General features: G+C 59.8%; 23 protein-coding genes. 13 read left to right on the forward strand and 10 right to left on the reverse strand.

Annotated elements, in window-relative coordinates; translation table 11 throughout:
* Nucleotides 1-23: 23 nt before the first annotated feature.
* Both ilvN and QD461_RS08275 read left to right on the forward strand, forming a co-directional pair.
* Complete coding sequence (ilvN, locus tag QD461_RS08270; RefSeq protein ID WP_184703856.1) at nucleotides 24-596, forward strand: acetolactate synthase small subunit; 573 nt, start codon at nucleotides 24-26, stop codon at nucleotides 594-596.
* Between the two features lie 91 nt (nucleotides 597-687).
* Entirely contained in the window at nucleotides 688-1,719 is a 1,032-nt protein-coding gene (locus QD461_RS08275) for a capsular biosynthesis protein (RefSeq protein ID WP_414087291.1), read from the forward strand.
* A 3-nt stretch (nucleotides 1,720-1,722) separates the two neighbouring features.
* Here QD461_RS08275 and QD461_RS08280 read toward each other — a convergent pair whose 3' ends face one another.
* Nucleotides 1,723-2,568, reverse strand: a complete 846-nt coding sequence (locus QD461_RS08280; protein ID WP_414087292.1) for an aldo/keto reductase — start codon at nucleotides 2,566-2,568, stop codon at nucleotides 1,723-1,725.
* Nucleotides 2,569-2,785: 217 nt separating this feature from the next.
* Between QD461_RS08280 and QD461_RS08285 the strand changes: the two genes are divergently transcribed.
* Genes QD461_RS08285 through QD461_RS08300 form a run of 4 tightly spaced genes read left to right on the forward strand, consistent with a single transcriptional unit; the run spans nucleotide 2,786 to nucleotide 5,058 of the window.
* Complete coding sequence (locus tag QD461_RS08285; protein WP_184703859.1) at nucleotides 2,786-3,379, forward strand: LysE family translocator; 594 nt, start codon at nucleotides 2,786-2,788, stop codon at nucleotides 3,377-3,379.
* A gap of 23 nt (nucleotides 3,380-3,402) precedes the next feature.
* On the forward strand, nucleotides 3,403-4,044 hold the full coding sequence (gene nthA / locus QD461_RS08290) for a nitrile hydratase subunit alpha (protein WP_414087294.1): 642 nt from the start codon (nucleotides 3,403-3,405) through the stop codon (nucleotides 4,042-4,044).
* Nucleotides 4,041-4,700, forward strand: coding sequence for a nitrile hydratase subunit beta (gene nthB / locus QD461_RS08295; RefSeq protein WP_414087295.1), 660 nt, complete (start codon nucleotides 4,041-4,043; stop codon nucleotides 4,698-4,700). Before nthA ends, nthB begins: the two co-directional genes overlap by 4 nt.
* Nucleotides 4,687-5,058: a nitrile hydratase accessory protein gene (locus QD461_RS08300; RefSeq protein WP_414087296.1), complete on the forward strand. Its 372-nt coding sequence runs from the start codon at nucleotides 4,687-4,689 to the stop codon at nucleotides 5,056-5,058. Before nthB ends, QD461_RS08300 begins: the two co-directional genes overlap by 14 nt.
* 35 nt (nucleotides 5,059-5,093) lie before the next feature.
* Here QD461_RS08300 and QD461_RS08305 read toward each other — a convergent pair whose 3' ends face one another.
* From QD461_RS08305 to QD461_RS08315, 3 genes are read right to left on the reverse strand one after another with little or no spacing between them, the layout of a single operon-like run.
* On the reverse strand, nucleotides 5,094-5,897 hold the full coding sequence (locus QD461_RS08305) for an anti-sigma factor family protein (protein ID WP_414087297.1): 804 nt from the start codon (nucleotides 5,895-5,897) through the stop codon (nucleotides 5,094-5,096).
* Nucleotides 5,894-6,448: an RNA polymerase sigma factor gene (locus QD461_RS08310; RefSeq protein ID WP_414087298.1), complete on the reverse strand. Its 555-nt coding sequence runs from the start codon at nucleotides 6,446-6,448 to the stop codon at nucleotides 5,894-5,896. Before QD461_RS08310 ends, QD461_RS08305 begins: the two co-directional genes overlap by 4 nt.
* The gene (locus QD461_RS08315) at nucleotides 6,432-6,812 is read right to left on the reverse strand and encodes a hypothetical protein (protein WP_414087299.1); all 381 of its coding nucleotides are present in this window, start codon (nucleotides 6,810-6,812) and stop codon (nucleotides 6,432-6,434) included. Before QD461_RS08315 ends, QD461_RS08310 begins: the two co-directional genes overlap by 17 nt.
* A gap of 152 nt (nucleotides 6,813-6,964) precedes the next feature.
* On the opposite strand from QD461_RS08315, the gene QD461_RS08320 reads away from it, so the two are divergent.
* The 3 genes from QD461_RS08320 to QD461_RS08330 all read left to right on the forward strand — a co-directional run bounded on the left by QD461_RS08320 (nucleotide 6,965) and on the right by QD461_RS08330 (nucleotide 9,512).
* Complete coding sequence (locus QD461_RS08320) at nucleotides 6,965-8,092, forward strand: ATP-dependent DNA helicase (RefSeq protein ID WP_414087300.1); 1,128 nt, start codon at nucleotides 6,965-6,967, stop codon at nucleotides 8,090-8,092.
* 165 nt (nucleotides 8,093-8,257) lie between these two features.
* Nucleotides 8,258-9,010 (forward strand): pyridoxine 5'-phosphate synthase, encoded by a 753-nt coding sequence (locus tag QD461_RS08325; RefSeq protein WP_414087301.1) that lies wholly within the window; start codon nucleotides 8,258-8,260, stop codon nucleotides 9,008-9,010.
* Between the two features lie 211 nt (nucleotides 9,011-9,221).
* Nucleotides 9,222-9,512, forward strand: coding sequence for a hypothetical protein (locus QD461_RS08330; protein ID WP_414087302.1), 291 nt, complete (start codon nucleotides 9,222-9,224; stop codon nucleotides 9,510-9,512).
* A 324-nt stretch (nucleotides 9,513-9,836) separates the two neighbouring features.
* Here the strand turns inward: QD461_RS08330 and QD461_RS08335 are convergent, their stop codons facing one another.
* Nucleotides 9,837-10,724, reverse strand: a complete 888-nt coding sequence (locus QD461_RS08335) for an SDR family oxidoreductase (RefSeq protein ID WP_414087303.1) — start codon at nucleotides 10,722-10,724, stop codon at nucleotides 9,837-9,839.
* Between the two features lie 139 nt (nucleotides 10,725-10,863).
* Between QD461_RS08335 and QD461_RS08340 the strand changes: the two genes are divergently transcribed.
* Together QD461_RS08340 and QD461_RS08345 are read left to right on the forward strand one after the other, a co-directional pair.
* Complete coding sequence (locus QD461_RS08340; protein WP_414087304.1) at nucleotides 10,864-11,280, forward strand: winged helix-turn-helix transcriptional regulator; 417 nt, start codon at nucleotides 10,864-10,866, stop codon at nucleotides 11,278-11,280.
* 8 nt (nucleotides 11,281-11,288) lie between these two features.
* On the forward strand, nucleotides 11,289-12,536 hold the full coding sequence (locus QD461_RS08345) for an FAD-dependent oxidoreductase (RefSeq protein WP_414087305.1): 1,248 nt from the start codon (nucleotides 11,289-11,291) through the stop codon (nucleotides 12,534-12,536).
* On the opposite strand, the gene QD461_RS08350 is transcribed toward QD461_RS08345, so the two are convergent.
* The 5 genes from QD461_RS08350 to QD461_RS08370 form a co-directional block, all read right to left on the reverse strand.
* The gene (locus QD461_RS08350) at nucleotides 12,537-13,751 is read right to left on the reverse strand and encodes an MFS transporter (RefSeq protein WP_414087306.1); all 1,215 of its coding nucleotides are present in this window, start codon (nucleotides 13,749-13,751) and stop codon (nucleotides 12,537-12,539) included. It abuts the gene before it with no gap.
* Between the two features lie 62 nt (nucleotides 13,752-13,813).
* Entirely contained in the window at nucleotides 13,814-14,431 is a 618-nt protein-coding gene (locus QD461_RS08355; RefSeq protein ID WP_414087307.1) for a TetR/AcrR family transcriptional regulator, read from the reverse strand.
* A gap of 110 nt (nucleotides 14,432-14,541) precedes the next feature.
* Nucleotides 14,542-15,048: an N-acetyltransferase family protein gene (locus QD461_RS08360; RefSeq protein WP_414087308.1), complete on the reverse strand. Its 507-nt coding sequence runs from the start codon at nucleotides 15,046-15,048 to the stop codon at nucleotides 14,542-14,544.
* 83 nt (nucleotides 15,049-15,131) lie between these two features.
* Nucleotides 15,132-16,061, reverse strand: coding sequence for a GNAT family N-acetyltransferase (locus QD461_RS08365; RefSeq protein WP_414087309.1), 930 nt, complete (start codon nucleotides 16,059-16,061; stop codon nucleotides 15,132-15,134).
* A gap of 72 nt (nucleotides 16,062-16,133) precedes the next feature.
* The gene (locus QD461_RS08370; protein ID WP_414087310.1) at nucleotides 16,134-16,850 is read right to left on the reverse strand and encodes an aspartate/glutamate racemase family protein; all 717 of its coding nucleotides are present in this window, start codon (nucleotides 16,848-16,850) and stop codon (nucleotides 16,134-16,136) included.
* A 162-nt stretch (nucleotides 16,851-17,012) separates the two neighbouring features.
* Between QD461_RS08370 and QD461_RS08375 the strand changes: the two genes are divergently transcribed.
* Together QD461_RS08375 and QD461_RS08380 are read left to right on the forward strand one after the other, a co-directional pair.
* Complete coding sequence (locus QD461_RS08375; RefSeq protein ID WP_199145839.1) at nucleotides 17,013-17,477, forward strand: Lrp/AsnC family transcriptional regulator; 465 nt, start codon at nucleotides 17,013-17,015, stop codon at nucleotides 17,475-17,477.
* 112 nt (nucleotides 17,478-17,589) lie between these two features.
* The gene (locus tag QD461_RS08380) at nucleotides 17,590-18,165 is read left to right on the forward strand and encodes a PH domain-containing protein (RefSeq protein WP_414087311.1); all 576 of its coding nucleotides are present in this window, start codon (nucleotides 17,590-17,592) and stop codon (nucleotides 18,163-18,165) included.
* Nucleotides 18,166-18,263: the final 98 nt, after the last annotated feature.

Below are 18,263 nucleotides of genomic sequence, written 5' to 3' on the forward strand. Positions count from 1 at the left end.
ACCGAGGAAACGGAACAGGAATAATGAACGCACACCTTCAACCCACGGGCTCCGCCTACTTCATTTCGCCCGAAACCGCGGCGGCCGAAAGCCATACGCTTTCAGTACTGGTCGACAACGAGCCCGGCGTTCTCGCCCGCGTCATCGGCCTCTTCTCCGGCCGTGGCTACAACATCGAAAGCCTGACCGTCTCGGAGACGGAGCATCAGGCCCATCTGTCGCGCATTACCATCGTCACGCGCGGCACGCCGCAGGTATTGGAACAGATCAAGGCTCAGCTTGAGCGCATCGTTCCCGTTCACCGCGTCGTCGATCTGACCGTACGTGCCCGCGAACTAGGCCAGGAGCGGCCGATCGAGCGCGAAGTGGCGCTGATGAAGGTGATTGGAAGCGGTGAGACCCGCGCCGAGACGCTGCGACTGGCGGACGCTTTCCACGCCAAGGTGGTTGACGCGACCGTCGAACATTTCATCCTCGAAATTACCGGCAAGTCCTCGAAGATCGATCAGTTCATCGCTATCATCAAGCCTCTTGGCCTCATCGAAGTGTGCCGCACCGGCATCGCTGCGATGAACCGCGGCCCACAGGGGATGTAAGAGCCTGTATCGTTGACCGGTTCGCAGACGTCGCTTAGTTTCTGCGATGCCCGGTCCGGATTGTCGGCTCTGTTTGCAGCGGGAGTAGAAGGTGGCAGTCGTTGCCTGCGAGACTTTGCCTGATATAGGCGAAAAGCCGTGGCATCCGCCGGCGGATATGCCTCTCGGCGCCGCGTTTTTCGTGCGCGGCGACTTTCCCTGGCTCGGACATTATTTCGGTTCGCGTAGACTTGCCTCGGCGCTGTCGCCTGGTATAGGCGGCATCGTTTCCTGGGGCGACCGCGCGCCGGCGAAAATCGCGGCGAGGATTGCGCGGTTTCGCCGATTGCGCCATTGGCATTTGGAAGACGGTTTCCTGCGGTTCATGGGGCTCGGCAAATCCGGCGCCATTCCTCTTTCCATCGTTATTGACGATCTCGGCTTGCCGGTCGATGCGGGGCGGCCGTCACGGCTTGAGCGCCTCATTGAAGGTGCGGGAGAGGCGGGAGAGCTTGGTCGTAGCATTCGTGAGCAGATCGTTCTCAACAAGCTGTCCAAATACAATCATCTTCCCCATCGACCGCCCGACATCGAGCGGACCGGCAAGCGCCGCATCCTGATGGTCGATCAGGTCGTTGGTGACGTTTCGGTTGGCAAGGCGCTCGGCTCCAAGACTTCCTTCGAGAAGATGCTTGCCGATGGGTTGGCGAGTGGCGCGCAATGTATCATTCGCACTCATCCGGATGTCATGGCCGGACTCCGTAAGGGATATCTTACGGATGGTGTTGCCAAGGGCGATGCGGTGCTGCTCGACGATGCGGTATCGGTGGCGTCCATTCTCGACGTTGTCGACGAGGTCTGGACGGTCTCGAGCCAGTTCGGCTTCGATGCGCTGCTGCGTGGCATTCCGGTTCGCTGCTATGCCGCCCCCTTTTATGCCGGCTGGGGTGTGACCGAAGATCGTCTCGGCGTCTACACCAAAGCTGCACTTGCCGGGCGCCGGACGAAGCTGCGGACGGTCGATCAGATCGCCGCTGCGGCCTTCTCGCTTTATCCGACCTATCGCGATCCGGCCGACTGGCGAGAGATCGACGTCTTCCAGGCAATTGAGCTGATCGTCGCGCAACAGAAGGCTGCTGCCTGAATCCTACAGCATATCCAGCGACTTCTTGCGCGATGGCGGCGGGAAAGCGGCGTCGAGCACTGCCCAATCCTCGTCCGTCATGTCGATATCGATGCAGTCGCGATTTTCCTCGATACGCTGCGGGTTTGAAGATTTCGGAATGGCGATCACTCCGTCGCGTTCCAAGAGAAAGGCGAGGGCGATCTGGGCCGGCGTGGCCTGATAGGTCTTGGCGATGCGGATCAATTCGTGATCATGAAGCAGGCGACCTTGCTCGATCGGCGAATAGGCCATGATCGGAATGCTGCGCTCCTGGCACCATGGCAGAAGGTCGTATTCGATGCCGCGCCGTCCGAGATTGTAGAGCACCTGATTGGCCGCGACATTGCCGCCGTTCGGCACGGAAAGTAGCTCATCCATATCGTCAACGTCGAAATTCGAGACGCCCCAGGCCTCGATCTTGCCTGCTGCCTTCAATCCTTCGAAAGCCTCCACCGTCTCCTCAAGCGGGTAGTTCCCCCGCCAATGCAGCAGATAGAGGTCCAAGCGGTCGGTGTTCAGGCGCTTCAGGCTGCGTTCGCAGGCTTCGACGGCACCCCTGCGGCTGGCATTGGCCGGATATACCTTGCTGACCAGGAAAACCTCGTCACGACGGCCTTCGATCGCTTTGCCGACAATCTCCTCAGAGCCGCCATCGGCATACATTTCTGCCGTGTCGATCAGCGTCATACCGAGGTCGAGGCCGGTCTTGAGGCTGGTGATCTCGTCTCTGGCCTTGGCGGCGCTCTCCCCCATGTTCCACGTCCCTTGCCCAAGCGCGGGAACGGTAATGCCGGAGGGAAGGGTGACTGTCGGGATAGGGTCTCGCATGGCATGTCCTCGGTTTTCAGATGCAAGGATAGGTTCATTCCGCGCGATTGCAATCTGCGACCTTGATGTCACCGTGACAATCGTCCTATGGCTTTAGTATTGCCTGCGAACTAATGTCGGATCGACCATGCGTCGCCGCAGTCTGCGGGGATGAACCACATCATGAGAAGAATTTTGGATACCGCCCTTCGTCACATACGGTGTCCAAGGAGGCATTATGGCGCTGGATACATTTCTGGCACTCTTACTTTTTGCATTCACCACATCGATCACGCCTGGGCCGAACAACATGATGTTGTTTGCATCCGGTGTGAACTTCGGTTTCCGCCGCACCATTCCGCACATGCTCGGCATCGGCGTCGGCTTCCTGTCGCTGCTGCTCGGCGTCGGCCTGGGCCTTGGCGCCGTGCTGCATACCGTGCCGATACTCTACACCGTGCTGAAATTTGCAGGTGGTGCCTATCTCGTCTGGATCGCGTGGAAGATCGGCACCTCGCGCAGCCTCAGTGAAAGCGAAGGCTCAGCGCAGCCGATGAGCTTCATGAGCGCCGCCGCCTTCCAATGGGTCAATCCGAAAGCCTGGGTGATGGCAGTCACCGCCATGGCGACCTATACCAATGAACAGCTCTACCTCGTCACCGTCCTTCTCGTCGGGCTGGCTTTTGCCGCGGTCAATCTCCCGAGCGTTTCGACCTGGGCCGGCTTCGGCTCGGCGCTGCGCGACTGGCTGTCCGATCCCGTCCGGCTCAAATGGTTCAACATAACGATGGCCGTCCTGCTGGTGCTCAGTCTCTGGCCGATGCTAAAGTAACGGGCAAGAGACAGGAGGCAGCCATGTCGCACGCACACTCGCATGATGACGACGATCATCACGATCACCACGACAATCACTATTCCGACATGCAGGCGCGGGTGAAGGCGCTCGAAACGCTGCTGACGGAAAAGGGTTTGATCGACCCGTCGGCGATCGACCGTATCGTCGAGACCTATGAGACGAAGGTCGGGCCGCGCAACGGCGCGCAGGTGGTGGCGAAGGCCTGGAGCGATCCCGACTTTGCCGACTGGCTGCGGAGCGACGCGACGGCGGCGATTGCAAGCCTTGGGTTTACCGGGCGACAGGGCGAGCACATGCGTGCGGTGTTCAACACGCCGGAAACGCATAATCTGATCGTCTGTACGCTTTGCTCCTGCTATCCCTGGGCCGTGCTCGGGCTGCCGCCGGTCTGGTACAAGGCGCCCGCCTATCGCTCGCGTGCTGTCATCGATCCGCGTGGTGTTCTCGCAGAGTTCGGCCTGACTTTGCCGCAGGAAACGAAGATCCGCGTCTGGGATTCTACAGCCGAACTTCGCTATCTGGTGATCCCGGAGCGTCCTGTCGGTTCCGAAGGGATGGACGAAGGGGCGCTTGCTGATCTCGTCAGCCGCGACGCCATGATAGGAACGGCAGTCGCAAAAACGCCAGAGGCTGCGCTATGAATGGCCCGCATGATCTCGGCGGCCAGATGGGCTTCGGTCCTGTTGCGCCTGAACAGAACGCCCCCTATTTCCACGCCGAATGGGAAAAGCGCGCGCTCGGCATCACGCTCTCCTGCGGTGCTTTCGGCGCCTGGAGCATCGACGAGAGCCGGCATGCGCGCGAAAATATTCCGCCGGCCGATTATCTTGCCGCCAGCTATTACGAGGTCTGGACGCGGGGCATCGACATGCTGCTCGAGCGGCACGGCTTCGCAACGGCCGAGGAGCTGCGCATCGGCCACTCGCTCGAACAGGGCAGAGCACCGAAGCGGGTGCTCAAGGCGGATATGGTCGATGGCGTTCTGGCCAAGGGCGGTCCGTGCGACCGGCCACTCGATACCACGCCTCTTTTTGTCACCGGCGATCATGTGCGGACGAAGAACTTCAATCCAACCGGCCATACCAGATTGCCGCGCTATGCCCGTGCCAAGGTGGGTATCGTTGAGGCCGTACAGGGCTCGTTCGTCTTCCCGGACGACAACGCCCATGGCCGCGGCGAGAATCCGCAATGGGTCTATACGGTTGTCTTCGATGGCGCCGAGATCTGGGGCGAGGGCGCAGATCCCTCGCTGACCGTTTCGATTGATGCTTGGGAGAGCTATCTTGAGCGCGTGTGAGATCGTATCGCCTCTGGCGCAATCGCCGGGCTTGCCGAAATCAACCGATGGCGAGCCAGTCTTTCCGGAACCCTGGGCGGCGGATGCTTTCGCGATGACCGTTCATTTGTATGAGAAGGGCCTGTTCGCCTGGAGCGAATGGGCAGAGCAGCTGTCTGGCGAGTTACATAAGCCCGGCCGCGCCGTTGACGGCAGCGACTATTTCGATTGCTGGGTGGCGGCGCTGTCTAGCTTGCTCGTGTCTAAGGGGATTGCGGATGCCGATGCGATCGTGGCTCTGCAGCAAAGCTGGCAACGTGCGGCTGAAGCAACGCCGCATGGCAAACCGATCGCGCTCGAAAACGATCCGCAACGATAGGGCAATCCGAGGGTGGCTTTACTGCTGAGGGCAAGCTAGGACGAAAATTGCCTGTAGCATTCGTCCGCCACCTGCCGCAGCATGTCGCGTGAAATCTCACCTGTCACTGCATAGCCGAGGTTGCCGTCGATCCAGTAGAAGGTTTCGACGGCATTGTCGCTGGCGAAACGGAAGCTGGTCGTCGTGTTGCCGCTGTTGCGCCCTAGCAGCACGGTCAGGCGCTGGCCGCTGGCATTTTCATACATGAACAGGGCTCCAGGCGTGCCGTTGATCGGCAGCAGTCGGCCGCCGACAAGTTGGAAGCCCAGCTTCTGCAGGCTCGGCACCTTGAGGCCGGCCACGTTCATGCGCTTGCCGAGCCATGTGGCGAGATGCGCTTCCTGATCGGCGCCGACTTCGACGGGATGGCGGACATCGCTGGCATAGACGATGAAGGCCGAGCGCGCCTGCTGCGGTAGGGCTTCGATCGATGTCAGTTGCAATTCGCGCGGTGCCAGGAGATCCGGGCCGAAATGGCCTGTCGCTGCGCCGGCGATGAAGAGCGTCAGCGAGGCGGCAAGCATCATCAGCCTGCGGCTTCGCTGCGGTGGGAGCGCTTGTGCGGAAGGCGTGCTCCGGATTCTCGAAATCAGGTTGGTGTCGCTGTCCTTCCACACGGCATAGGGAGCGAACATCGCCCGGATTTCGTCGTTCTGGGTACGCCAAGCCGTAATGGCGGCGGCGTCCTCAGGATTCTCGGTGAGCCACATTTCCAGTTCCTCATGCTTTTCCGGCGGCAGGAGGCCATCGGCAAAGGCGTGAAGATCCGCTTCGGTCACGATCGGTTTGTGTTCGTTCATTTGGGTCTCCGAAGCGTGACAACGTTGCCTGCGGCCAGCAGGCTGGTCATCTTCTGGCGGGCGCGCGACAGGCGCGACATGACTGTGCCGATCGGGATATCGAGCATGTCCGCGACATCCTGATAGCTGTAACCTTCGATAACGATGAGCATCAGCACGGCGCGATAGTCTTCGCCGAGGCTGTTGAGCGCCGTTTCCAGGCGTGACCGTTGCAACGGGTCATTGTCTGTTTCAGCCGCGGCCAGATGGCTGTTGTCATCGATATCGACGAAACTGCGGCCGCCTTGCTGGCGCCGGCCGTTGCGATAGAGATTGGTCATGATGGTGAGGACCCAGCCGCGCAAGTTCAGCCCGCGCCATTGGCTGCGGCGGGTCAGAACCTTTTCAACGCAATCCTGGAGCAGGTCTTCGCCATCGGTATCCGAGCGGGTGAGGCTGCGGGAATAGCGCCGCAACGAGGGAAGGAGCGCCAGCACCTCCGCCTCGAAATCATAGGGCGCGGGGGAGGCTCCCGCCGCGCCGTTTTCGGTCCGGTCAGGGCCGTGCGGCATTCCAGAGGCCCTTGAAGCCGTCGCCGGCGACATCACCGGACTTTGCGTCCTTGACGAAGAAGTAGAGCGGCATCCCGTCCTTTGCCCACTGTTTCATCCCGTCCTTGCGGGTAATGATAGAATATGCACCCTCGGCCTTGGCTTTGCCATCGGCCATGAACGGAGGCCAGGCTTTCTCGCAATCGCCGTTACAATTGGACGTGCCAGCCTTGTCGTTCTTGAAGGTATAGAGCGTCTTGCCGTTTTCGCCGGCAAGGACCTTGCCCTTGGCGCTTTCGACCGTCTTGACGGGGGCTGCGGCGAAGGCGGCTGTCGCAAGGGCCGATGCCGCAGCGAGGGCGGCCAGGAAACACAAGGTCTTCATGATATCTCTCCTCGGGTGGTGGGCGATGGTAGCCCAGGCCTCGCATTTTTGCGTTGCCGGACATGAGACACAGGTGCCTCCGACTTTATTCCCAGCTCGCCGGGTATTTTTTACTGCTTGCTTCCATCGGCCGAATCCTGCCATTTCGGCGCATGCAATTCGCGCCGCAACAAGATGAAGCGCTCAAGGCCGTTGCCAACTGGCTGAAGGAGGGGCGCTCGCCGCTATTCCGCCTGTTCGGCTATGCTGGCACAGGCAAGACGACGCTTGCGCGGCATTTTGCCGAGCATGTTGATGGGGATGTGCTGTTCGCGGCCTTTACCGGCAAGGCGGCGCAGGTGCTGCGCTCGCGCGGTGCTTCGAACGCCAAGACCATCCATTCGCTGATCTATCGGCCGCGCGGCGAAGAGGCCGTCGAGGATGAAGAGACCGGCAAGACGTCGATCGCGCCGATGTTCACCATCAATCGCCAGAGCCCGGTCGCCAAGGCCGCGCTGATCATCGTCGACGAATGTTCGATGGTGGACGAAGCGCTCGGCAAGGATCTGATGAGCTTCGGCACGCCGATTCTGGTGCTCGGCGATCCGGGGCAGCTCCCGCCGGTTTCCGGCGGCGGTTTCTTCACGAACGAGGAGCCGGATTATCTGCTCACGGATATTCATCGTCAGGCCCGCGATAATCCGATTATCCAGCTCGCCATGCAGGTGCGCGAGGGCAAGGAAATCATGCATGGCGATTATGGCGCCGCGCAGGTGATCTCGAAGAACGAGGTCACGCAGCCGCTCGTGATGGAGGCCGATCAGGTTCTGGTCGGTACCAACAGGACGCGCCGGCGCTACAATCAGCGTCTGCGCGAGCTGAAAGGCTTTACGGCCGACTATCCGCAATCCGGCGACAAGCTGGTCTGCCTGCGCAACGATCCCGCCAAGGGGCTGCTCAATGGCTCGCTCTGGCAGGTCATGACCTCTTCCAGGGAAACGACGAAGCCTGGTATCAACCTTTTGATCCGCCCGGAAGATGACGACATGGACAGGGGCGCGGCCAAGATCAAGCTCCTGAAGCAAGCCTTCGAGGACGTTGAGGGCGAGATCCCATGGTCGACGCGCAAGCGATACGACGAATTCGACTATGGTTACGCGCTGACCGTGCACAAGGCGCAGGGCTCGCAGTGGAACAATGTCGTGCTGTTCGATGAAAGCTGGGCGTTTCGCGATACCCGCGAGCGCTGGCTCTACACGGCCATCACGCGCGCCGCCGAGACGCTGACCATCGTCCGCTGACTTCTCGTCTAGAGCTAATCTTGGAGCCGTCACGGTATGGTGACTTGGCGCGAGCCCGCCCATCAAAGTTTTGCATGGGTTGATGTCGGAATCTCGTTGGTTTTGCTAGGCATAATGGCATAAAACGGCTGATATCATCCGCTTTGAAAATCAGGGATTTCGATCATGCCTGCCAAGCTCTCCGTGAACCTCAATGCCATCGCGATGCTGCGCAATCGGCGTGATCTTCCCTGGCCGAGCGTTATCGGGCTTGGCCGTATCGCGCTTGCCGCCGGCGCCAGCGGTTTGACGGTTCATCCGCGTCCCGATCAGCGGCATATCCGCTTTTCCGATCTCCCCGCCATCCGTGCGCTGATCGACGACGAGTTTCCGGAGGCGGAGTTCAATATCGAGGGTTATCCGACCGACGAGTTCTTCGATCTCTGCGCCGCTGCCGAGCCCGAACAGGTGACGCTCGTGCCGGATGATCCCACCCAGGCGACTTCGGATCACGGCTGGGATTTCCGCAAGAACCGGGCGCTGTTGGCCGATGTCGTCGCCAAGTACAAGAAGATCGGCTGCCGCGTCTCGCTGTTTGCGGATGGCGACGGCGATGCCGACGCGGTGAAGATCGCCAAGGAGGTCGGCGCCGACCGCATCGAGCTTTATACTGGTCCGTATGGCGGCTGCTATGATGATCCGGCGAAGGCCGCGATTACCCTTGAAGCGCTGGGGAAGACTGCCGATGCTGCCTTTGCCATCGGCCTCGACGTCAATGCCGGTCACGACCTGACAGTCGCGAACCTGCCTGATCTCATGAAGCGCATTCCGAAGCTTGCCGAAACCTCCATCGGCCATGGGCTGACGGCGGATGCGCTGGAATATGGCATGGCCGAAACGGTGCGCCGTTTCCGCCGGGCTTGCGGCCAGACGGTTTGAACTAGCAACTGCGCGCACATTCTTGGTTTGACGTACGCGATGTCGTTGTTGTCGCTGGTCTAAACAACGACAGAACGCTTCTTGTTTTCAGTATTATTCGCAGGCATTTTGCACGCATGGAGAGTGCTGAAATGGTTTGCTTTTCCAGCCTCAGGCTGCGGAGGCTCGCCGTCGCGGCCGGCGTAGGTCCGACACCGGGGAATTGCGTACGATGAACGCTGTTAAATTAGCTCTTCTTGTTGCGCTCTGTTTGTTGAGTCTAATCGACGCCGTTGGCGTTGGGTTTGCCGGTTATACGGCTTTTATGGACGGATTGGAGCAATGTCCTGACGGAAATCGTTGCAACAAGGCGAACACGATGCTGATCATCTACTCAATGCTTTTGCCCGTGATTGCGGCAGCATGCATATTCTCAATTCGCGCAATCATGCGAGTGATTTCGTCTCGGATGAAGGCCGTATCGGCCACAACTCGCCAATGGCGAGCTAAAGCGTTGCTTTGATTGTCGGTTTTGCCCTTTGTTTCCGTGCCTTGTTAACAAGGCTTACTGCACCATGCTTTGCCTTCGCTGGGCTGTCAGGCGATTCTCTACGGCTGGTCAGGCGCAACTATCTTTGCCGTGCCCTCAGTCTAGCCCTTTATCCAAGCCTTCTCCCCGCACTGCGGAGAGAAGACACGGCTGCGTAAGCCAAGTGATTGCATCACTTTTGGGGAGATCATGCGTGAGGTGTGAAAATTCCCTCGCCCCGCTTGCGGGGAGAGGGTTGGGGTGAGGGGCCACGCGTGAAGGTGTGGCAAAGAGAACCTCGCCTGACCTCCCGCAAGCTCAGCCGAGCAATGCGGCCTTGTGCTCCTCGATGAAGCTGCGCAGCGTCTGCGGCTCCTTGCCGGTCAGCTTTTGGAAATCGTGGGTCAGGATATCGAATCTGCCAGCGCGGGTGTTGGCGTCGGCGGAAACGAGCATATCGACTACGAATGGCGGCAGGCCGGCGCCGGCGAGACCTGCGGCGAACTGCTCGTCATTGACTTGCACCACTTCAAGCGGACGGTCGGTGATCCTGCTGACGACGTTTGCCACGTCCTCGATCGTCAGGGCAGTGGAGCCCGTCAGCGTATAGGTGGCATTGTCGGCGGTGGCGGAAGCGAGTGCTGCGGCGATGGCGAGCGCACAATCGTTGCGGCTGATATTGCTGACGCGGCCGTTGCCGGTTGCGGTATACCACTTGCCGGTTTCGAGGCTATGCGGCAGGCCATGCAGATAGTTGTCGAAATACCAGGCGTCACGCAGGATCGTATAGCCGATGCCGCTGGCTTTGATGGCGTTTTCCGTGCCGAGGTGGTCAGGGGCGAAGGTGACGAGCGAGTCTTCCGGAGCGGGCATGGAAGTGTAGAGAATGTGCTTCACGCCGGCCTTCTTGGCAGCCTCGACGGCAGCCGTCTGCTGCTTCAGGCGCAGGCCCGGGACGGCGAGCGCATCGGTGCTGATGATCAGCAGTCGGTCGACGCCGGCAAAGGCTGTGGGCAGGTTGACGGCATCATCGAAATCCGCTTTGCGGGTCACCACGCCTTTGGCGGCGAGATCGGCAAGCTTCTCCGGGCTGCGTGTGGCGGCAATGATCCGGCCGGGCGCGATCTTGTAAGTCTCCAGCAGGTGATGAATGACGCGCTGGCCAAGCTGCCCGGCGGCGCCGGTGACGAGAAGAGTGCTGCTCATTGTCTTTTCCCTTGTTTGACCGCTGCGGATTTGCAGGGGCCGTGCTGCTCTCAAAAAGAGACTAGCACTAGAATAGGAATTGACTTCACGGTGTAAAGGAGGCAGTTTTTTGGCTCCAAGTTACCAAAAGGGAACCAGCATGAGCGCCAGTACCGTCGTCAATCTGCGCAGTGTGGACCCGCCGCTACGCGATGTCGATCTCAGCAATCTGGATTTCGGCAATTGTCCTGTGCGCGATCTGATCTCGCAGATTGGCGGAAAGTGGTCGGTGCTGCTGCTGGAAACGCTGGCAAAGCGGCCCTATCGCTTCGGTGAACTGCGACGCATGGTGCCTGATATTTCCCAACGCATGCTGACGCAGACGCTGCGTGACCTGCAGCGCGACGGTTATATCGCCCGCGAGGTGTTTCCCACCAAGCCGCCAAGTGTCGAATATCGCATGACCGATCTCGGCTATTCGCTTTACGATCCGCTGGCGCAGCTTCTGAATTGGGCTGAGGCCAATCACGAGGCGGTGCGTGCTGCACGCGCCCAATTCGATCAATCCCCGGACTGAGCCTTGCCGTGAAGCCTCTGAAGATCGCCGTTGTCGGCGCCGGCCCCGCCGGTCTTGCCGCTTCCCTCTTCCTGACCCGCGCGGGTCATGCCACGGACATCATCGAGCGTTTCGACAACCCGGCGCCAGTCGGGTCGGCGCTGATGTTGCAGCCGACCGGACTGACCGTGCTGGAATCGCTTGGGCTCGGTCCCGCCATTCATGCGGCCGGCAATCGGATCGACCGGCTGTTCGGTACGGAAAACACCCGTGGCAACATCGTGCTGGATGTGCGCTACAGCGCGCTTTCGGGCGGTCGTTATGGGCTTGCCGTTCACCGCGCGGCTCTGTTCGATACGCTTTACGACGAAGTTTCCGCCCGCAAGCATCCGATTCTGACCGGCAAAAGGGTGATGGGTGTGATGGAGGAGGGCGACCGCAGCTATCTTTCGATAGAGGGCGGCGATCGTCTCGGACCCTATGATCTCGTCATCGATGCCAGCGGCGCGCGGTCGGAACTGGTTGCTGCGTCATCCGTGGCACCTTCGGTGCGCAATCTTGCCTATGGCGCGTTCTGGGCGACGCTGGATTGTCCGGACGGGCTGGTGGATCAGGCCGCGTTGACGCAGCGATACGACAAGGCGAGCGTCATGATCGGCGTGCTGCCGATCGGCAGCAGAAGGCCTGACGTGCCGAGGCAGGCTGCCTTGTTCTGGAGCCTGAAGGTCGCCGAGGCTGATGAGGTGCGCAGACGTGGCCTCGATCGCTGGAAGGACAGGATTCGCGGCTATTGGCCGGAATGCGAGCCATTGCTGGAGCAGATCAGCGATTGGGATCAGCTAACCCTGGCACGCTACGCCCATCGCACAATGAAAATACCCTATAGCGGGCGAACGGTTTTTGTCGGCGATGCGGCTCACTCCACCAGTCCTCAGCTCGGGCAGGGCGCCAACATGGCGTTGCTCGATGTGGCGGCGCTGGCTCATGCGCTGGCCGAGCATGAGAACCTGCATGCCGCGCTTGCCGCCTATGCAAGGGCGCGACGGATGCATGTGCGGCTGTTCCAGCTGCTTTCGGCCGCCTTCACCCCATTTTACCAATCGGATTCGGCTGCACTGGCCTGGATCCGAGATCGGTTGGTCGCCACCATCGTCAGAGTGTCGCCGGCACCGCAGATCCTGGCGGCGATCGTCTCGGGCACGCTGGTTGATCCCTTCGCGGCTGCCGGCCTCCGGGAAAGCGATTGGCTGAGGGCGATTGCGCCGCAGCCATCCTGATCAGTCCCTACGTTCGGTCAGAAACGCGAGCAGCGCGATCACCGGGAAGGCGATGCCGAACCACGAGGCAAGGCTCCAGCCGCCGGTGGCATAGGCCCAGCCGCCAAGCGCCGAACCGATGGCGCCTCCGGCAAAGAAGGTTGCCATGTAGAGGCCATTCAGGCGGCTGCGGTGCTCTGCGCTGAGGGCGAAGATGGCGCGCTGGCCGAGCACAAGATTGGTCTGTACGCCGAAATCGAGCATGATGCCGGAGATGGTCAGCATGATCAGCGCCAGCAGTGATCCGCCGCCTGAGAGGTGCCCGATCAGAAAGGCGAGGATAGCGAGCGTCATGGCAAAGGCGGTGGCAAGCCTCGTCCAGCCGCGGTCTGCGACACGTCCAGCAATCGGCGAGGCGATCGCGCCCGCCGCGCCGGCAAGCGCAAAGAGGGCGATACCATTCTGCGTCAGGCCGAACGCCGGGCCTGCCAGAAGCAGCGGCGTCGTCGTCCAGAAGAGGCTGAACGAGCCGAACATGCACGCCTGATAGAGCGCCCGCCGCTGCAGTACCGGCGTATGGAGCGCGAGATGGCCCATGGAAGACAGCAGCTGGGTATAGCGCAGCCTGGTATGCGGCACGCGGGTCGGCAGCACGATGCGCAGAATGACGATCAGCCCGATCATGATGCCAGCCGAGATGAGGTAGACCGCATGCCAGGAGAAAAGTTCGGAGAGGAAGCTGGCTGCCGGACGAGCCAGCATGATGCCGCAGAGCAGGCCGCTCATGACATTGCCGACGACGGCTCCGCGGTTGGCATCCGGCGCCATATGAGCTGCAAAGGGCACGAGAACCTGCACGGAAACGGAGGCGAGACCGATGCAGAGCGAAGCCAACAGGAACAGCGATGGCGACCAGGCGAAGGCGGCGCCGACGAGCGCGAGCGCCGCCAGCGCGACCAGCATCAGCACCAGCTTTCGGTTCTCAAGCAGATCGCCGAGCGGCACGATCAGCAGCAGGCCAAGACCATAGCCGATCTGGGTCAAAGTCACGATGAGGCCGGTCGCGGCCGGCGAAAAGCCGAGCGATTGGCTGATCGGCCCTGCGAGTGGCTGGCCATAATAGATATTGGCTGCCACTAGCCCGCAGGCGGCGGCGAACATGAAAGTCATCAGCGGTGAAATAGTCTTTTCGGGGAGCGGCGCGCTCTCCCGTCTGGCAGCGGCAGTTGCAGACATGTCTTGTCCTCGGTGCGGGCGTGGGGCTTCTTGGGAGGGCTTACCCGGATATTTCAAGAAAATTAATTCAACAGTTTCATCGCCGCCTCCGCGACGGCGAGCATGCGTTCCGGTTTGGGGCCGGTCTTTCCGATGACACGCATCCCTTTGGTAAGACACAGTATCGCGCAGGCGATGCCTTCGGCGTCGACATCTTGCGATATTGATCCATCCGCCTGTCCCAGCCGAATGAGATCGAGGATGCGTCTTTCATCCAAATTGAAGGCCGTGGCGACGCGGCCGGCAATTTCTTCGTCGAAAAGTGCCAGTTCAGTCGCGCTGCCAACGACGAGGCAGCCGCGACGACCGATCTCGCCGCAGGACGATTCAGCAAAGAAGGCCGTCAATGCGAAAAGCTTTGCACGGCCGTTGGCAGCTTCGGCAAGACACGCCTCGATCAGCGGTTGGCGGACTTGGCGATAGCGATCGAAGGCGGCGAGGAAGATGCCGCGCTTGTCGCCGAAGGCCTTGTAGACACTGCCTGCGGTTAGGCCCATGGCCTCCGTCAGCTCGCTGATCGAGGCCGCATGATAGCCGCGCTCGGAAAAGACCCGCAGCGCCTCGTCGAGGGCTGCGTCCATGTCGAATTCCCGCGGGCGGCCGCGAAGCTTGGGGGCGATTTCGATGGTATCCGTCGTCATGCGACTCTTTTAGGAAATGATCGTTTCCAAATCAAGCGAATTTTGCAAGGCAGCATGATTTGCGCAGTAGTTGTCGGCTGCGGACTGTTCAGGACTCGGTTTGGCTGCCGCTATTGATTGATGACGGCCATATGGATCGCGTCTTTGTAACGTCCGTCTATGCGCACGGATTTGCAAGCACGCCCTTCCCGAACAAAGCCGACTTTCTCGTAGAGTGCTATGGCCCGGCTGTTATCGGCATGAACGCTGAGCTCTACACGCTCAATGCCGACGTCGCGTGCGGCCTTCAGCGTTGCCTCAATCAACCTGCGACCAATACCCTGACCACGAAAGGCCGGTAAGATTCCCATTCCAAGCCGACCCGCATGGGCATGAGAAGGGAACGCATGCCGGCTGATGTCGCACCAGCCGACCACCTCGCCATTTGCAAGCGCCACGAATTGCGGGTTCCCTTTGGCGATCATTTCGAGCACGAAAGCGCGGATTTGCTCCAGCGGGAACGCTTCAAGCATGGACAGATATTCCCGTTCGCGCGCGACCGTGTCGAGCGCCTTGTGAAAACCTTCAATGTGCTCGCCGGCGATGGGACGGATCAGGATGTCGGTGCTGTCGGCCATAGGTGGATATCTCGATGCAAATCAGGGATGCATCGAGACTAGAACTCAACTTGCGCCTTGTCCATGTCTGCGTAGACCCAACTCTAGAGATCGAGTTCCCAGGTCTGGCCGTTCAATTCCGGTCCGAACATGTGGTGCTTTTCTTCCGCGACGAGCTTGAAGCCCGCCTTGATGTAGATAGCTCGTGCAGTATCGAGGATGTCGTTGGTCCAGAGCGAGAGCTTGGTGTAGCTGACCTCGCGGGAGAAGCGGATGCATTCGTCGACCAGCAGTTTGCCGAGACCAAGGCCGCGCGCAGTCTTGTCGACGTAGAGAAGCCGAAGCTTGGCGACGCCGTTGCCGCCGTCGGCGATCATGATCGAGCCGACGTTCAATCCGCCCCGTTCCGCGATCCAGCACCGCTCCATTTCCGGATTGAAGTTGGCCAGGAATTTTCCGGCTACTTCGGCGGCGAGAGCCTCGAAGCGATGATCCCAGCCGAGTTCGCTGCAGTAGAAGCGCGCCTGGCTTTGCACGATCCAGCCGATGTCGCCATGCCGGTGAGGGCGGATGATGGCTGGTGGTGGAGAGGCGCGGTTTGCGCCGAGGGTATCCTGGATCGTCCGCATCGCTTCGACGATACGTTCGGGCTCACCTATGGCAAGCCTGTCGAAATATTCGGAGATCTGGGCGCGGGAGCGGCGGACGAATTCCTGGAACTGAACCTGTCCCTTCTCGGTGACATTTATCACCTGGCTGCGCGCATCGTCAGGATCGGGCTTCGTTTCGATCAAGCCGTCTTCACGGAAGCGCTTGACGATGCGGCTGAGATAGGCGGGATCGAGATGCAGTTCGCGTGTCAGCGTCGAAGCGGCGACGCCACCGCGAAAGCCAACTTCGAACAGCACGCGGACATCCGTCAGCGTATAGGGACTGTCGAGATAGGCCTTGTTTAGAACGCCGAGAAAGTTTGTGTAGAAGCGATTGAAGTCACGAACGGCGTCAATGGTTGCGAATTCTGCATCGGGGGTCATGGGACATCGTCTCCTCGGTTATAGAAGACGATGTTCGTCATTTATTTGACTGAGTCAAGTATATGGATTGACTTAGGCAGCGCGACTGCGTGCGCTTTCATCCGCAAGAGCGAAGTCGACGGCGGCTTCGGCATGGATCGTCGTCGTATCGAAACCCGGCAGAACCAGCGCATTGGGATCGAGGATGAGGCAGATCTCGGTGCAGCCGAGGATAACGCTGTCGGCGCCTTCGGCCTTGGCGCGGTCGATGATGTCATGCAGCTTGCTGCGGGACTCGGCCTTGATGATGCCGGCGCAAAGTTCGTTGAAGATGATGTCGTGCGTCACGGTCCGGTCTTCGGGGCCGGGGACCATGATGGAGATGCCGTTCTGGGCCATGCGCTCGGCATAGAAGCCGTGCTCCATGGTATAGCGCGTGGCAAGCAGCAGCGGCTTTACCCGTCCTGCAGCCTTCAGGGCTGCGGCGGTTTCGTCGATGATGTGGATGAGCGGTACGGAAATGCGCGAGGCGACTTCCGGCGCGATCAGATGCATGGTGTTGGTGCAGATGAGCACGCATTCGGCGCCGGCTGCCTGCAGGCGATGGGCAACGCCACCGAGGCGGGCGGCTGCATCATCCCAGCGCCCGGCCTTCTGCAGGGCGACAATTTCCTCGAAGTTGACGGAGTACATCAGCACTTCGGCGGAGGAGAGACCACCGAGCCGATCGCGAACCATCTCGTTGATCTGGCGATAATAAACCGCCGAGCTCTCGAAACTCATGCCGCCGATGAGACCTATAGTGCGCATATGGCTGTTCTCCGCTTGTTGTTCGTAAGTAGGGCAATAGTGTTGCTATTCATGCGCCTTGTGTTTGCAATCTTTGTGGGATCGACAATTTAATCTGCAATAATTTGCGCCTAAGTCGCATTTTGTGCAAAATGGCGGCGCGATAGTGAAAAGGTGCCGCACATGCTTGACGAACGTGACCGAAAGATTCTCGAAATTTTGCAAGCCGATGCCGGCACCTCGGTGACGGAGCTTGCCGATCGTGTCGCTCTATCGGTCTCCGCCTGTTCGCGCCGTATCCAGCGGCTGGAAGAGAGCGGCCATATCGCGCGGCGCATCGTCGTGCTCGATCGCGAGAAGATGGGTGTGCCCACCACAGTCTATGCGATGATCAAGACGGCGCATCATGCAGACGAGTGGATTGAGGCATTCCGCAAGGCGATCGGCGATATTCCGGAGATTGTCGAGGCGCACCGGCTTACCGGCAACTACGACTATATTCTGAAGATCGTGCTGCCGCGGGTGGAGCACTACGACGTTATCTACAAGATGCTCGTGCGCAAGATCGAACTTTTCGACGTCTCCGCCTCGATCTCAATGGAGGAGCTGAAAGGCGGCACGTCGGTTCCCGTCGGTTATGCGCAGTAGGCTCGCCTTAGTCGTACTCAGACGCGAAATCACTGGACAGAAACATCACGGAAATAGCAAGATTCCAACTTGTGCAATCGCAGCAGCGGCCAATGCCTTGAGGGAACCTATTGTGCGAAATGTAGTCAACCGCAACACCGACATTCAGAGTTACTTTCAGCCGGGCGAGAAAATGCTTTGGGCCGGTCGCCCGAAGCAAGGAATCATGTTCAGCAAGAACGATGCTTTACTTGTGCCGTTCTCGTTGATGTGGGGTGGGTTTGCAATTTTTTGGGAAAGTACGGTTGTAACGCAGGCGGGCACGCCATTCTTTTTCAAGCTTTGGGGCGTGCCATTCGTATTGATAGGCTTGTATCTCATTATTGGCCGTTTTCTGGTCGATGCGTTCGTTCGTGCCAGAACCCAATATGCGGTTACAGATCGGCGCATCATCATTTCGCGCGAAGGTTGGTTCTCCAAGCTCCTGACTCTCTCGCTTCAGCAATTGCCCAATCTGGATCTCGATCAGAAAAGTGACGGAACAGGGACGATCAACTTCGGACCAGATTCTGGAGCAACATCCGGCTATCGCGGTAAGATGAGCAACTGGACCCCTGCGCTGTCGGACGTTCCTCGCTTTCTTGGAATCACAAATGTGCGTGAGGTATTTGATCTCATTGCGCGGGCGCAATCAACAAAGGCATCCTAATCCTCATGGCAATGTGCCTATGCAGGGGTGCCATGCATAAAAGAGAGTTGCTGCTTACCCGTCTCAACCCTACGTTTTCGACGAAACATAGCCATGAG

This window comes from Rhizobium sp. BR 314, from assembly GCF_047445805.1.
In the GTDB taxonomy this organism is placed as follows: Bacteria; Pseudomonadota; Alphaproteobacteria; order Rhizobiales; family Rhizobiaceae; genus Rhizobium; species Rhizobium lusitanum_B.